Source organism: Aster yellows witches'-broom phytoplasma AYWB (genome assembly GCF_000012225.1).
GTDB lineage: Bacteria > Bacillota_I > Bacilli_A > Acholeplasmatales > Acholeplasmataceae > Phytoplasma.
On the sequence record NC_007716.1, the window covers coordinates 629,842 to 644,018 of the forward strand.

Here is a 14,177-nt window from a genome sequence, read left to right on the forward strand (position 1 = left end):
TGTGGATTGATACTTAAAATATGGAAAATAACAACCAACAACATATTTTTTTTATGAAAGAAGCTTTAAAAGAAGCCCAAAAAGCCTACCTCAAAGAAGAAGTCCCCATCGGAGCTATCGCTGTTTTAAACCAAAAAATAATTGCACGTGCTCATAATAACAGAAACACTAAAAAACTTTTTTTTGGACATGCTGAATTTTTAGCCCTAATAAAAGCAGGCAAAAAAATAAACAGCCGTTTTTTAAATGATGTATCTCTTTATGTCACTTTAGAACCTTGCTTAATGTGTACAGGAGCAATTATACAAGCAGGAATCAAAAACCTTTATTATGGCACGAGCATTGAAAAATCATATTCTTTTAATGATATGTCATCTATCCAAAATATGCCTTTTATGGATAAATTAAATATCCAATCAGGACTTTTAGCTCAAGAAAGCATACAACTTTTAAAAAAATTTTTTCAAGAACTAAGAATCAAAAAAAATAATTTACTATCCAAATAAAAAAAATAAAAAAATGCAACAAAACAATAACAACTCTTATAACAACCCAATTAGACCATCACAACCGATGGTCTTTTATTTTCAAAAAAATAATTTGCCAATAATGAAATACTTTTTATTTTAAATATTTTCTAATCCTAAATAATTCACCCTACATTAAAACACTAATAATAATAATAATATTAAATAATATTTAATAAAAAATAAATAATAAAAAACACTAACTAAAAAAACAACCTTTAATATTTATATCTATTATCTATTTTACTTTTATCTTAACTATGTTTTTTCACCAAAGGCAACAAACCAACCAAAAAGAACAAAATAAAAAAATTAGAAATATTACTAAAAGCCAAAAATATGAAACATTCCAATCAAATAAAAACAGCTCAAAAAATAATTACTATCTTAAAAACAAACGGCTTCGAAGCCTTTATTGTTGGTGGCACTGTCAGAGATTATTTACTCAAAATAAATGCCAACGAAGACATCGACATCACTACTAACGCCGCTCCCAAACAAATAAAACTCCTTTTATGCCCAAAAAAAACAACCCAAATACAAATTAATTATGGTAGCCTTAAAATAACTTTTGAAAAATATCTTTTCGAAATTACTACTTACAGAAAAGAAGGCACTTACAAAGACTATCGCCACCCTAGTGAAATTTTTTTCACTAAAAACATCCATCAAGACCTTTTAAGACGTGATTTTACTATTAATGCTCTTTTAATGGATGAAACTGGTAAAATATTTGATTTCACACCCGAAAAAAAAGGCAAAACAGACTTAAAAAAAGGCTTAATTCGTACTATCAAAGACCCTTTTATTAGATTTCAAGAAGACCCTTTAAGAATTTTAAGAGCTTTTTATTTTCAATCTAAGCTATGTTTTTGCATAGAAAAAAACACCAAAAAAGCTATCATCCAAAAAAACCATTTATTAGCTAAAATTTCTTCTCAAAGAATCTATGAACACCTCGAAAAAATAATCACTCACAAAAACTGGCACCAAACTTTTAAAACCATGATAGAAACCAAAACCCATCTATTTTTACCCCAAATATACAAAAGTATTCTTTGTTTAGGTTATTTAAATGAAACTCAACTGAAATACATTCAAACACACCACAAATTAAAAAGAAGAATTTTTTGGTCAATGTCACTTTTACTAAACAACCAAATCCTTGCATCTTTTCCTTTTACCAAACAAAAGAAAAAAATCTACCAAAACATTGCCTCTTTAAGTTTATATCTTTGGGAAAATATTACTTTTAATTTATTTAAACATGGATTAAAAAATTGTCTCCTAGCTAATCAAATTAATTATCTTTTACAAAAAGAACCTTATGAAGTAGCTAAAATGCAATATATTTATCAACATTTACCAATAAAAACAATTACTGAACTTAATTTTAGTTGGAAAGAAGTCTTAAAACAATTGCCCCAAAAACCCAAAGGAACATGGATTAAACATACACAAAAAGAATTAATTACCAAAGTACTTAACAGAGAAATACCCAACATCAAAGAAAGATTAATTAATTTTGTACTTAGCAAAAATCAAACCCTAGATAAAGAATAAAAAAAACAACGAATAAAAATAAAATGAACTTAATTGTATTATTAGCAAAATTATAAACATCTATTTATTTTTTGTTTATAAATGTAATAATTCAAACTCACTATTTCCCATTATCAACATATTTTTATCAATCCCAATCTAAACCAATAGGAAACAAACGTATGAAAAAAAACCAAACCAACAACTTACCAAAATATCAAAAAGGGCAAATCTACTTTTTTACAGGCCAAGTCACAAGCATCAATCAAGGACTTCATTTTTATAATATCACCTTACAATTACAAGAAAAAAACGACATCAACATAAAATTAGAACCTCAAACCAAACCACCTATCCAAGGACAAATATATAATTTCAAAACTATTTGTCTTCTCAAAAATGAAGAACTTATTTTGATGAATCAAACATATAATTTAGCTTACAATGTATTAGATATGCAAACTTTGTACGAAACTTATTTAGTTTTTTATGAATGTTCTCCCATTTCTTTTGCAATAGTACAAGACGAGTTAGAAAGCTATTTAAATAAAATAAAAAATAAAGTCTTAAAACAAATTACTTATAATTTATATTGCAAAAACAAAAATAAATTTTTAATTTCCAAAGCAGCGTTAAAAATTCATCACAATTATTATGGCGGACTTGGTTATCATACTTTAACTATGTTAAAAATGGCAGAATCTCTTTTAAAAATTTATCCTTTTATCAATAGTGATTTACTATTTGCAGGTACTATTTTACATGACATGGGGAAAATTAAAGAACTAGATTTAGAACAAAAAAATTATACACCAAAAGGTTTGCTATTAGGTCATTTAGTCATGGGTGCTTGTGAAGTGGAAAAAGAAGCCCAATTATTGGGTTTACAAGATAAAGAAGAAGTTTTATTATTAAAACATATTTTAATTTCTCATCATGGGCTTTTAGAACATGGAGCTGCCAAAAGACCACAAATAGGAGAAGCTCTTTTACTTTGGTATTTAGATAATATCGATTGCAAATTAACATCTTTACAAGAATTTTTACAAAAAACCGATGCCCAAACATTTACAGAACCCATCCCTGTTTTAGAAAGAAAAGGTTTTTATAAATCATTAGATTTAGATCAAAATAATGATGATGAATAATTTTGTTTTTTCTTAATTACAAAAATTTGTATAATATGAAACATTAAAAGTTTTGTAATAAATTATCCAAGTAAGAATTCTTGAAAAGTTTGCCAAGGCAATAAAACACAATTAATTTTACCTGGAAATTTATAAACTATATCAAATGCTTTTAGATCCGAATTAAGAAAAGCATCATCTTAAATTTGATTTTGCACCATATCCATAAAATGATTAGTTTTATTTAAGACTTGTAATTTGGTTAAATGTTGTAAATAAACTAACATAACACCGACAGAAGCAACACAATTAGAACAAATGTTGGCTTCATATTTAATATCTATAAATTTTATTGTTATCAAAATTTTAATTGAATAATAACTTTATTACCACAATAAAAAAATTTCAAATTGAATATATCCTGTGAGTTTAGCATAAGTTTGATTTTGAGGATTGTGATAATGTTCAATAATTATTTCGTGTTTTTTAGCATCAAACATTTGTTATTTCTTTCTTGCGCTTATAATTCAAAATATGTTAATAATTTGATTATAACCATTTTTGTTGAATTCATTCTCTTAACTCATTCTGGTCTTTTACCATAATATAATCTTGAGTTATGCCAACATGTAAAAATTGTACTTTTCTATAATGATTGTCATTTAAAACTTGTTTAAGGATTGTAACTTTAGGGTGTGTCTCAGTTCCTGTTTTAGCAGTTAAAATAACAAACACATCTTCTCTATGGGGTTCAATATTTTATTTTTTGCCCTAAAACCAATGTATTTGCTTCGTGAACGTATAATCCATATTTAGGATAAAATAAGGAGCTTACCATTGTTAAAAGGCAAAGTTTCCTTCTTTTTGTGGTTTTGTAAATTTGATTATATCCTTGCATAGTATAAAAATTATTACCAATATTAGTATCAATCAAACCTTGTTTTAAGTCGTAATTACATGACAATTGATATTGGGGTTGAACTTCTTGTTCAATTAAAATCTCTAATTTAGTGTTATATTGCAAAAAATCATCTTTAATTTCAACAAGAGCATCAAACACTCTTTGAAAAGGGCTTGAAATTTTAATTATTTGTTCCATTTTTAATTCCTTTTTTGTTTTTGCTTTATAATGTTGTTTGTAGAATTGAATAAATAACAATATTAATAAACTAAAATATTTTGACTATCTATTTTAAATTAGAATGTATTTTTGACATCTTATAAGTCTTTCAAAACAGGATTGCGATTTTTATTGTTATAAAGTCCGCATTTAGAATAATAAAAGGATTGAACATATTCAAACATTTCTTTATTGTGAGTTTTTAAAATTTCGTTTTGATAATTAAGAACATGAATATTAAATCATATATTAGAATATCAGCTTTGCTAGAAGAAGTTAAACTGTTCCTTCTGTGTAATAATTTACCTTAGCAAAGGAGGTCAATGTGCGCTGTTCCGTTTTTTTAGACAACTTTTGTCTTTAAAATTGTTCTTTAAGACTTAAAATTAAGTAGATAATTTCATATCTTTTCAAACTAAAGAAATATTTTTTTAAATTTCAAAAAGTTTCTAAAACTTTTAATAATTCTTTAGTTTCAAAAGATATTTTTTTGTCATATTTTACCCTTACACTATATATTTAAGTAAAAAAAGTTAAAAAAGTGGTAAGAAAATGAAATTATAATTATTTTTTTACGTAATTATGTTATTTTGATTAAAAAAATGCGCAAAAAGTAACCTTTTTCAAGGTTGAAAATTTGAAATAAAAAATTATTATCTAAAATTTTGACAATATTGAGAAGGTGATGAATAATTTAATTTAGCTAAAATCCATTGATTGTTCCAAAATTTAGGGAAATAATTGATTATTTTTTTAACTTTTTCAGGTGATTTTTGAAATAAAAAAGGATGTTGATGTTGTAAGATAGTTTTCATTTGGCCGAAAAAGTTTTCAATTACAGTGTTATCACGTGGAGTAGCTTTTCTCGACATGCTGATTAAAAAACCTTTTTTAATTAGTGTTTGTTGGACTTTTTGTGATTGATAAACTGTGCCTTGGTCGGAATGAATGATACAAGGTTCTTTTAATAGAGGTAATTTTTGGATGGTGTTTAAAACTAATTCTTTATTTTGATGTTTGGAAGTGTGGGAAGCGATAATTTGGTTGTTGAAAGAATCAATAATACAAGAAAAATATAAAAATCCTTGGGGAGTTTTGAAATAAGTTATGTCGGTAAATAGTTTTTTCATGGGTTTAGTTGATATAAAGTCTTGATTAATTAAATTGTCTACCACTTTTAATTTAGCTTTTAAATTATTTTTATAATAATATTTATTTTTTTTAATTCTTAAACGACAAAAAAATACCGTTTTCTTTCATAATAGTATAAATTTTTTTCTTGGTAATGTTTTCGTTAAAAGTTTTTTGGTATAAATCAGTGATTTTACGATGACCGCAAAAATATTTTTCTTGTAAACATAAAGCTTTGATGCGATTTTGTTGTAATAAGTATTTTTCTTTTTTGGCTTTTATTTTATTTTCGACTTTCAACCAATAATAATAAGTGCTTCTTTTGGTTTTGATAGTTTTTAAAATGGTTGTTAAATTTGGTTTTTGATTAAATTGTTTAACTAATTCAAAAACAGTTTTTTTATCAGTTTTTTGGTTTTTTTTCATTAGAGTTTGTAATAATTTATTTTTTTGTTTCTCTTTTTCTATTATTTTAGCTATTTTTTTCATGATTTAAATATTGTTTCCTTTTTTTATATCATATACATAACCATTATAACTCTGAATGATTATATTTATTTAAAAAAGGGGGTAGCGCGCAACTGGGGGGTTTTTATTTTTCTTCTTCTTTTATTTATGTGTACTTATGATTGTTATTAGCGCTTCAGCGCTTTAGGGTATTGTGTTTGGATAATTTTTAACAACTCTTTTTAATAATGTAAAGGAAAAATAGGGAGTTATTTATATATCGAAAAATAATAATGATAGATAAAAGATACAACGATAATATCAAATATCGAGTATCATTATCATTATCGATATAATATATAAAATATCACTCCTTAAAAATGTTTGGTTTTGTCAAAGAATTTTAAATATTGAAAGTGTTATAAAACTGTTAGTGAAGTGTTATAAAACTGTTAGTGAAGTGTTATAAAACTGTTAGTGAAGTGTTATAAAACTGTTAGTTAAGTGTTTATTTGATTTTAGATATATATTTATACATGGGATGTATTTTTTTAACCCGATAGCCCTGTTTATTTTTGGTTAAAAATAATTTGATGTGTTTTAAATCTTCCGATTGATAATAAATAACATTTAATCCTTTTTTTATAATTTGTTTTTATAGGATTGTTATATTTATCTACTTTTTTAGCATCTAATTTATATAATTTTAAAGTTTCTAGTTTGTCTATGGTTATCTTACTTATTAATTCTTTAATATAATCTTTTTGTTCGTTAAGATAATTAATTTGGAAGATAGGGAAATGTGTTTTAAGGGTATTATTTTGGTGTTTTGGGGGTGTTATTGGGTTGGTAAGGGTTAGATTATTATCGTTTTCGGAAGAGTGATTTTTGATTATTTCTATTCTATACTTTTTCATTTCATCTAAGATTTGAGGGTCTACAAATAGAGTTTGGTTTTTAGGGCGGTAGTTTGTTTGTTGATAGGAATTTTTCTTTTTAGAATGAGAAACAATTGTAATATTTAATAATTCTCCTTTTAATGTTTGTAAAAAGTTTTTGATTTGAACTAAGTCGTTGGGGGTTGATTTTGTTTCCCAACCGCCCTTAATGATTCCTTGATTTGTTTCTTTTTTCATATTTTTCTCCTTTTAGTTAGTTTTTTAGTTTTTTGTTATTTTTGATATAAAAAAAAGACCTTCAATTGAAGGTCAAGTTTGAATATTGAAAATATTTTTTAGGTATATGTTGGATGGCATTTATTAATATTATGGATTCTTAGTCCCATAATTGGTTAGTTTAGTTACTTTACTCTTTTTATTTGTATTCCTCGATAAAATTAATTGTACCGTTGAAATTGTATAGGGGTTTTTTTTACTATTTTCCCATTTTTATCGTATTCGTTAATCCAGTCAATTGTTTTTCCATCGTAGAAATAGTATGTTTCTTTATTTATGATGTTGTTTTTATATTCAGCAATATGACTAATTCCTTTGCCTCCTATGATTGGGTAATAGGTTGCTTTGACTCTTTGTCCTTGTTTATCGAATTCAATAATAGCAGAAATTGTTTTTCCATCAGGGATGAGGTAGGTTGATTTTGTTTTTTTACCATTTGAGTCATATTCACAGATAAATTTAATTTTTTTCCCATCTTTTTGATAATGAGTTGATTTGATTCTAATACTATTTAATGAGAATTCGGTGATGGAATTAATTGTACCGTTGAAATTGTATAGGGTTTTTTTTACTATTTTCCCGTTTTTATCGTATTCGTCAATCCAATCAATTGTTTTGCCATCTTTTAAATATGTTATTTTGGTTAAATTAATTTTCATTTTTTCAAATCTCCTTTTATTGATATAATTACATATATTTGATAAGGATGGGATTTTGCAAGTATTAAAAGTTTTATTTTTAACTTCGATTGTTTTAATGTTGCCTAAAACATATCCTGATTCATCTTTGAAAATATTATTGTTTCTTTGAATTTCTAATCTTTTTGGAAATAATTCATTTATAGCTAAATATTGAAAAACAGTTTGATTAAAACCATAGAAAACAATTACAACTGATGAAAAAAAGAATGGTTTTAAATGGAGATAGTGGTTTATTTGTAAATTTATTTTTTTTATATTTTCATTAACTTTTATTTTTATAAATCTATTATAACACAAATCAACTTTGGTAATCAGTTTTTTTAATTAGTTTTTCAATTCTTGTATATTTTGTCTCCTTTCGATTTTATTTTGTAATTTTGTTAAATTATTTATTAATTTTGGACCTTAGTAATTGAATGTGCGTGATTCATATTACTAATTTTAATTTTAAAGGTTTTATAGGGGGAAAATTTTGAGTTTTGGCTTTAAGTTGTTATTTTATAATAAATAATTATGTAATTATTTCTACTTTGTCTTTTCCAAAAAAATAAATAGCTAAATCGACTATGATTTTATTTTTGGCCTCTTCATAAGTAATGTATGGGTCTAAAAAACATTTTTGATATGCTTCTTTTCCGAATTGTCGCAATAAATCATCAACATCTTTACAAGTTTTATCATAAGGTGGTAAAATGCGTCTAATTTCGTAAATAATATTTTCTTCTTTAAGTTGTTCTCCTAAGGCTTCACTTCGTTTTTGACCTGTTTCATCATTATCTAAGGCAATAATTACTTTGATATTTTCTTTTTTTAGAATTTCTATTTGTGATTTAGAAAGTAGTTGAGTGACACAAATGAGACCGACAACGTTTTTAATATTGTTTTGCCAACAACTAATGACATCGAAAAAACCTTCATGAATAATAATGGTTTTCATTTGTTTAATATAAGGTAACGCTTCAAAAAAACGATAACTGAAATGAAAAGTAGGTGTTTGACTAAAATTATTGAGGGATTTATATTTAGGTTGGAAATAAGAAACTTCGCGAAAGTTATTTTGATAAAAATGAAATGTTTTATTGTATCCATTTTCAATGGGGATAATGATGGAACCATGAAAAGTATCGTGATAATATGTTTTATTTTGTTGATTGGTTTTATCTTTAATAAAACCATATTCAATTAATTTTATTGTATCGATATTTTGCTTTTTACAATAATTTAATAGACGAAAGGATAAAGGCTTATCAGATAATGGGGCATAACCTAGTTTAAATTCTTTAATAGTTTCTATAGTTAATTTTCTTTTTTGGGTTAAATATTCTAATCCTAGGTGAGATTCATTATTTCGGTTAGTGGTTAATAAATAATGATAATAATCTCTAATTTGGTTGAATAAAGGTGATATTTCTTTAAATAATTGTGTTTTTGTAGCGTTAATTTCTTTTTCATCAATTGGGTTGTTGATTTTATTGTGGTGGTATTGATATTTAAAAGGTTCGTAAGAAATATTAGGCGTTGAAGTTTGTTGTTGGATTAAGTTTTTAAATTCTTGAGTTTTCATAAAGTTATTGATTTTTTCAAGAGCGTTATTGAAGGTTTTAATTCCTCTTATTTCCATATAAACATCAATAATATCGTAATCTTTACAACATTTCCAACAATGAATTTTATTATCTGAAGTTAAATGGCAACAAGTTGGGTTTTGTCCTTGATGAATGGGACAAGGAAAACGTTATTTGGGATTGAATTTTGGTGGTATTATATTTAATTTTTTTAATAAAACTGACATAGGGAAGTTGATTTGAATATTTTTTATTTTTTCTTGAAAATTCATTTATTTTAACTCCTAGTTTTTTTGATTAATAATAAGTTTCTATTTTATAAGGTAAAACATAACCGATTTCTTGGAAGGTTTGAGTGGTCATTTCAAAGTGATAAATTAAGGTTTTTTTGGTACCACTTCTATTTTTTTGATACATACTTCGATTATTTTTTGATTTTCATTGTCATTATAGTCTGAATATAGTTCTTCTAAGGTTGAATTATATATATTTATGGGCTTTTCTTTGTCTTTGGATAGTTTGGGTTTGAATTCAGACATCATTAAGACGATATCTGAGTTAGTTTCAATTCCGCCACTTCCTTTTAAAGCTGTTATTTCTGGTGATTTACCTTGATAATTGCTGTATGTATCTCTTGAAAATTGAGATAAAATGATAATAACAATGTTTAATTCAATGGCTAATTTTTTTAATTTAGTCATGATTTCATCAATTGCTAGACGGTCATTTTCTAAGTGGTTTGTGGTTTTGGTTATTTGAAGGTGGTCAATTACGATAATTTCTGCTTGTTTTTCTAAATAAAAACGATAAACTAAATCAATTACATAATCAATATTTTTGCTTTTATCATAACTAAATGATAAATTTATGTTTGCAAAAAATTGTTTTGCTATTTTCATCCTTTCCGTGTATTTGAGAGGTGTGATATTGGCATCTTCAAAATTTTTATCTAAAATAACATCTAGAGGAATTTGAGTTTGGTGGGCTAATAAACGATTTAAATTTTCTTCTAAGGTCATTTCATAAGAAAATACCAAAATATGAGGATAATGAGATATTTCTTTGTGTTTGGTTTTGGCTATATCTAAAAGAAGATTGTAGACAAAAGTTGTTTTACCTAATCCAGTATACCCCCCAATAGTGATTATTTGGCCTTTTTTGAATCCTTTTGTGGATTGGTTGAGTCCTTTAAAAGTTTCGGATAAACGGTAATATTCTTCTTGTATTTTTTGTTTTGATTGATTATCTGTGTCAAAAAATTCAGGATGCAAAGAGGCCATTTGGTTTAAAGTAAAGTGTGTTTTATCGTTTTTATGGGGGATTAAAGAGATAAAATTTCTTAATTTATCAAATATTTCTTGGTAATATAAATTTTTGTGGTAGGGGTCTTGGTTTTCATATGTGGGGCTAATGATTTTTATTAATTGTTGAAATAGTTTTTCTTGGGTATAGGTATGTTTTAGATTATCTAAAACATGATTATTATTTTGGTTATTAAAATCATCATTTAAATAATTTAAAGAATCTAAAGTAAAGTTATCTTGAGGGAAATGAGTTTGTAAATATGTTAATAACTCTTTGATAATAATGGGTTTTGTAGTGAGTTTGTCCCATGGATGAGATGTTTGTTTTTCTAAAAATAAATATTTTAAAGCTGTAAATATTTTTGTATTTTTGGGGTTAAGTAGATTTTTGGGGTTGATTATTTGGCAGTAAAGGTTTAACTTTTCCCATTGGCCTTGTTCGATATAATTTATTAATTGTTTTAACGCTTTTTGTTCGTTGGTTAACATTTTAATATTAACTCCTTTTTTTATTTTTTAATTATATTGATATTAGAAAAAGGGATGAATTTGGCGGTAATTAAGTTTTGTAATAAATTATTGGCTGAATTGGAAAATAAGTTAATTACTTGATTAATGCCTTGTACTTTTCCTTGATTAATTTTATTGTTTAGTCTTTGAGTTTCTGTTTCATTGTTAGTTAATAAATAAAACTCAAAACGTGTGTCTAATTTTTTTAATTGTTGTCCTTCTACCATGACTTGTTTATAGCGGTCTCGGAGACAGGTTTTGAAATTAAACGCCATTATTCGTTTAGTTTCTGTGAATAAAACTAAATCAAATTTAATGTCTGGGCTGAAGAATAAATAAGCCTGTGGGTATAAATTGATGATTCCTTTGTTTTGAAAATATAATAAAATGAGGTATTCATTGATTTTACCACGGATTACTTTTTGGCTTTGAGAGTTATGTTGTTTATTATTAAGATATTCGTTTAGGAGTTTGTGGGTTTTTATCATATATTCGTTAAATGGTTTGTTGAATAAAGATGTTTGGATTATTTGTTTCGTGATGTTAACACACAAAGATTGTTGATTCAAAATATTGATATTTTTAAAATGTAAATTTAAATCCTCCTTAGTTAAAACTTTAGGGTAATATTTAAAATGATAAGCTAGTTTTTTTACTAAAGGCAAATGAAGTTCGATTAATTGATTACGAATTTCTAAATTCTTTTTATTTTTTAAAAAATCTTTAAATAATTTTTGTCTTAACATTCAATTCCTCTCTAAAAACATTTTTTTTAGAAAAGATATGAAATTATTTTTCAGTCTTGAAACAAAAAAAGACTAACTTAATAGTTAGCCTTAAAGAATTTTTAAAAAGTAAAAAGTGTCTAAACTTTTGGAACACCTCAATGACGTCTTTTTTTGACTAAATCACGAGCTTTATTGAGGGTATTTAAAACTGATTGCAAAGGGGGATTTTAACTTTAATAATTTTGGGAATTTGCATAAATTTAAACCTTTCTAAAGCAAATAAAGGATTTGAATGGCAATTTAGTTATTAGAAATATTTTAATCGATATTATAAATAAAAAATAAATTTATAATTATTTTTAATAATGGTTAAGTGTTTCAAAACTTGTAATTGAAATTTTTTTCATAAATTAAAATAGATAGATTACAGTAAATAAAATTGGCATTTTTTAAATAGATTATACAACAAAAGCAGTCAAATAAAATAATATTTTTTAGTAATTTTTAATTGGATAATTAATTTTGGTTATTGTTAAATTGTTTTAAAAAATTATTATATATAAATAACTTTGTAAATTCATGAAAATGATGATAATTAAGTCAATTCATTTATTAAGCATTAAGAAATGAAATAGTTAAAAAATTATGATTTTGGAACAGATAAAATAATAGTTAAAGGATTTTTTTTTAAGACTTTTTTTAATTGATTTTTGGTTGAAACGTGATTTAATAAAAAAGGATAAGCAAAAACTAAAACAAAAAATAAAACTATATTTGCCAAAAATAAATAAAGAGGTACGATTGCTTTTAAAGATGAGCAAAGTTTGGGCAAAAACGTTAAAAATGAATCTAATGTTCCTTGCAAAGAAGCCGATATCACCATTAATAAAACAAATATAAAAAAGAATAAAGGAATCCCCAAAAATTGAATAATAGTTAATTTTATATTTAAATGATGAAATATTTTGCGAATATCTTGATCAGAAGCCCCTAAAGATTTTAGAATACCAATATCTTTGTTTTTTAAGGTGATAATATTTCTCATATGAATAATAATTTGATAAAAAGATATACCTAAAAAATATATATGAAATAGCAAAGGTGCTAATAGCCACCACCAAAATGTCTTGTTTTTGATTTGACTTTGTGGTGTAACATAACCTAAATTACAAAACCAAAGAAACATATTAAAAAACATTAAAAAAGAAAGAGTTAAGAATAAAGCACCATTGCTAGATGTAGAAATGATTTTAAAAGCTAATTTCTTATTATTTTTTAAAATATTTCGAGTTACTAAAAGAGCTGTTTGTTTGGAAAGATGAGTTTGTACTAAAGGAAAATGCATTGCTTGGTGTTGATAATTATAATTTTCATTTGCCAAAGTGGGTGTAAAATCCAGTTCCATAACATTATTTTTTTGTTTTAATAAATTAAAAACTTCTTCTTGGGTATAAGTTTTATTTTGTAATATTTGAGGTTTATCAGTAGAAGTTTTATTTGCTTTTTTAGTAAGGTCTTTTGCAATTTTACCATCAGCAAATTCAATGATGCGGTCTGCATATTTATAAGCGCTTTGGGTATTGTGAGAAACTACAACAACTAAGGTATCTTTTGATATTTGTTTTAAACATTCAAAGATTTTTTTTCCTGTTTTTTCATCTAAATTACCAGTAGGTTCGTCTGCCAAAATCATTTTAGGATTTTTAATTAAAGCACGAGCAATACTTACTCTTTGTTTTTGTCCGCCTGAAAGTTGATTAGGATAGTGAGTTTCTAGACCATCCAATTCTACTTGTTTTAATATTTGTTGTATTCCCCAATTGTCTACTGATTTTGATTGTAGTTCGCAGACCATTTGAATATTTTCGAAAACTGTTAAATTATCTAATAAATTATATTCTTGAAAAACAAATCCTAAAAAATAATTGCGATAAGAATCTAGTTCGAATGAAACAAATTCATTAATGTTACGTCCTAAAACTGTAATATTTCCTTTAGTAGGTTTGTCAAGCGCTCCCATAAGATTCAATAAAGTGGATTTGCCAGAACCTGATTTACCAGTAATAAACACTAATCCTTTTTGAGGTAATTGAAAAGAAACATTTTCAATGACTTCTGTATTTTGAATTTTTTTAAATAAATTATTAATTTTTAGCATAAAAAATTAATCTCCTTTTTATTTCTTATGAAATTAAAAATAAAAACAATAGATAATGAAATATTTAAGAAATAATAATAATAGCAAGAAGTGATTTAAAATAAATTATTGTTTTTGCTTATTTATTATTTAAGAATAAAAA

General features: G+C 25.2%; 8 protein-coding genes and 4 pseudogenes. 3 read left to right on the forward strand and 9 right to left on the reverse strand.

The features are described from left to right. Positions 1-20: 20 nt before the first annotated feature. The 3 genes from AYWB_RS02985 to AYWB_RS02995 all read left to right on the forward strand — a co-directional run bounded on the left by AYWB_RS02985 (position 21) and on the right by AYWB_RS02995 (position 3,217). Positions 21-506, forward strand: coding sequence for a nucleoside deaminase (locus tag AYWB_RS02985; protein ID WP_011412885.1), 486 nt, complete (start codon positions 21-23; stop codon positions 504-506). 360 nt (positions 507-866) lie between these two features. After that, entirely contained in the window at positions 867-2,090 is a 1,224-nt protein-coding gene (locus AYWB_RS02990; protein WP_011412886.1) for a CCA tRNA nucleotidyltransferase, read from the forward strand. Between the two features lie 161 nt (positions 2,091-2,251). Continuing rightward, positions 2,252-3,217 (forward strand): HD domain-containing protein, encoded by a 966-nt coding sequence (locus AYWB_RS02995; protein ID WP_049749269.1) that lies wholly within the window; start codon positions 2,252-2,254, stop codon positions 3,215-3,217. A gap of 549 nt (positions 3,218-3,766) precedes the next feature. Here AYWB_RS02995 and AYWB_RS04340 read toward each other — a convergent pair. The 9 genes and pseudogenes from AYWB_RS04340 to AYWB_RS03040 all read right to left on the reverse strand — a co-directional run bounded on the left by AYWB_RS04340 (position 3,767) and on the right by AYWB_RS03040 (position 14,035). Then, positions 3,767-3,931, reverse strand: a complete 165-nt coding sequence (locus tag AYWB_RS04340; protein ID WP_011412889.1) for a hypothetical protein — start codon at positions 3,929-3,931, stop codon at positions 3,767-3,769. A gap of 16 nt (positions 3,932-3,947) precedes the next feature. Further along, on the reverse strand, positions 3,948-4,295 hold the full coding sequence (locus AYWB_RS03005) for a hypothetical protein (protein WP_049749270.1): 348 nt from the start codon (positions 4,293-4,295) through the stop codon (positions 3,948-3,950). 674 nt (positions 4,296-4,969) lie between these two features. Beyond that, positions 4,970-5,936 (reverse strand): annotated as a pseudogene (locus tag AYWB_RS03010) (IS3 family transposase). Positions 5,937-6,402: 466 nt separating this feature from the next. Next, positions 6,403-7,030: pseudogene (locus AYWB_RS03015) on the reverse strand (hypothetical protein). 200 nt (positions 7,031-7,230) lie between these two features. Next, on the reverse strand, positions 7,231-8,067 hold the full coding sequence (locus tag AYWB_RS03465; RefSeq protein WP_011412894.1) for a DUF2963 domain-containing protein: 837 nt from the start codon (positions 8,065-8,067) through the stop codon (positions 7,231-7,233). 214 nt (positions 8,068-8,281) lie between these two features. Continuing rightward, positions 8,282-9,607 (reverse strand): annotated as a pseudogene (locus AYWB_RS03025) (toprim domain-containing protein). A gap of 25 nt (positions 9,608-9,632) precedes the next feature. Next, positions 9,633-11,128, reverse strand: a pseudogene (locus tag AYWB_RS03030) (replicative DNA helicase). A gap of 20 nt (positions 11,129-11,148) precedes the next feature. After that, positions 11,149-11,895, reverse strand: coding sequence for a hypothetical protein (locus AYWB_RS03035; RefSeq protein ID WP_011412897.1), 747 nt, complete (start codon positions 11,893-11,895; stop codon positions 11,149-11,151). Positions 11,896-12,520: 625 nt separating this feature from the next. Further along, the gene (locus AYWB_RS03040; RefSeq protein WP_011412898.1) at positions 12,521-14,035 is read right to left on the reverse strand and encodes an ABC transporter ATP-binding protein/permease; all 1,515 of its coding nucleotides are present in this window, start codon (positions 14,033-14,035) and stop codon (positions 12,521-12,523) included. Between the last annotated feature and the right edge of the window lie 142 nt (positions 14,036-14,177).

What these genes read in the sequence shown, in the direction of transcription:
- AYWB_RS02985 (WP_011412885.1), top strand. Translation starts at nt 21, where the DNA reads ATGGAAAATAACAACCAACAACATATTTTTTTTATGAAAGAAGCTTTA.
- AYWB_RS02990 (WP_011412886.1), top strand. Translation starts at nt 867, where the DNA reads ATGAAACATTCCAATCAAATAAAAACAGCTCAAAAAATAATTACTATC.
- AYWB_RS02995 (WP_049749269.1), top strand. Translation starts at nt 2,252, where the DNA reads ATGAAAAAAAACCAAACCAACAACTTACCAAAATATCAAAAAGGGCAA.
- AYWB_RS03005 (WP_049749270.1), bottom strand. Translation starts at nt 4,295, where the DNA reads ATGGAACAAATAATTAAAATTTCAAGCCCTTTTCAAAGAGTGTTTGAT.
- AYWB_RS03035 (WP_011412897.1), bottom strand. Translation starts at nt 11,895, where the DNA reads ATGTTAAGACAAAAATTATTTAAAGATTTTTTAAAAAATAAAAAGAAT.
- AYWB_RS03040 (WP_011412898.1), bottom strand. Translation starts at nt 14,035, where the DNA reads ATGCTAAAAATTAATAATTTATTTAAAAAAATTCAAAATACAGAAGTC.